At 42.7% G+C, this 1,646-nt stretch carries 2 protein-coding genes; both read left to right on the top strand.

Annotated elements, in window-relative coordinates:
• Positions 1–289: 289 nt before the first annotated feature.
• A complete protein-coding gene (locus tag AK963_RS28745; RefSeq protein WP_066018700.1) occupies positions 290–1,075 on the top strand; it encodes a hypothetical protein in 786 nt (261 codons plus the stop codon).
• A gap of 178 nt (positions 1,076–1,253) precedes the next feature.
• Complete coding sequence (locus tag AK963_RS28750) at positions 1,254–1,541, top strand: hypothetical protein (RefSeq protein WP_066018701.1); 288 nt, start codon at positions 1,254–1,256, stop codon at positions 1,539–1,541.
• The last annotated feature ends 105 nt before the right edge of the window (positions 1,542–1,646 follow it).

Below are 1,646 nucleotides of genomic sequence, written 5' to 3' on the forward strand. Positions count from 1 at the left end.
GACTGTAGTGATAAACTCTTCAACGGGCATGACTGAAACCTTCTTTTTTGCTTTTTACTGCTTTTAATAGCAGAAAGCAGGTTCAGTCATGTCTCCTTATGCAAACCTAAAAGTCGCACATGGCGTATGAGAAAGTAATTGGCCTTTGATAGAAGGGTTTCTTGTTTTTAGTTTTTTCTTTCTTATTATTTTGTAAGTTGTCTGATTAGATCTATTCAGCATTATATTAAAAATGCCTTTTTAAATTTTTCTGATTTTCTGTCATAAACGAAATAACAGGAGCATTTTCTTGTCTATTGAAGCATTGTCTCTAAAGCCAATGGTTACAGGTGATACGGCTTTTCGTGAAATGGAATCATCAGAGAGTCTTACTCCTGAATGCCAGGTACCAAAAGGTGGTAAGAGATATTTGTGCGATAGTAAATCTTTGCAGGAAAGAGAAGTCACAACAACAAATGATCACAATGCTTCTAAGGCTAAATTGGCTCTACTTGCAGTTATTTTGCTGGATCAGATTGGAAAAGCAGGGTCTTCTCTGAATGGTTCTTTAAATGCTTCAACCGTAAAAGATTTCATCAATAATCTTCCCGATAATGTCACACGGGCTTTTAATGATAGTCTTACGACAGCGGAGCCGGGAAAGGCATGGCATGAAAGCAGTAATTTTCGTGGGCCGATGATGCTTCTGGCTTATTTTTTGGGCATAGCTTTAGTGGTGTTTGCCGGATATTGTATTAAAACACAAGTTATTGATAAACATTGCGGCAGTAAAGAGGCACAAAAGCCAACAGAGAAAGAACAGTCAAAGAACAATGCAGAAGACCAGGAACAGGAAACCAGTTTTATTCAGCGCTCAGAGAGAGGTGTCCCGGATGTACAGGTGCACCCAACAGAACAAGAGGTGTTGGTTGAACAGTGTCGCTATGCCCAGGGCTCTGAGAATCATCAGAATAATGATGGACCGTGCAACGTTGCTGCTTCAGAGCTGGTAGCTGGGAAATTTGCTGTGACTGCTGTTGGCTCTCAGTCCGGCTTTGATCTGGATGAACCCTGCAGTAGTAAACAAGCAGATTAACGGGAAAAGCGATTAGAGTCTTAGGAATTTGCAATAAGGTTGATCCCGTTCTGTGCTTCTGGCTTGGTACTTATTCCGATGCAGAATTATGCCGTTTTAAGCGTGATAACTCATGATTAACAGAGGTTTCACTGTTCTCTAGAATTCAGGGCTAATATTCTGTTCCAGGGGGCTGACCGTGGGTGAAGTCTGTTTTACATTGTTTGATCCGTTCTTCCTGTTTGTTGCCGTGATTGCCATTTCTCTCGGCTACTCAAAAAAATACATTGTTCCACTGACGGCGCTATTTATTGGCTTGCTGGCTGAAACCCTGGCCACAGAGGTAAATCAGGCACGGCAGTGGGGGGAAAGCATTCACGTTTTTCTTGGGGCCGGAATTATCCAGGCTATCCTTGCCTATTTTGCTGTTGGGTGCTGGCGTCGTCGAAAACTCTGTTCCCAGGGCAGGGCTTACGCACGAGGATAATCATTCGCATTTGAGCCACTATCCTCACCGAATATATACATATTCAGCAGCCCTGCCAGATAGCCATTATTCCAACCAGCCCTCTTGCGCTTACGCTTCATGCTT

This window comes from Endozoicomonas atrinae (genome assembly GCF_001647025.1).
Lineage (GTDB): Bacteria > Pseudomonadota > Gammaproteobacteria > Pseudomonadales > Endozoicomonadaceae > Endozoicomonas > Endozoicomonas atrinae.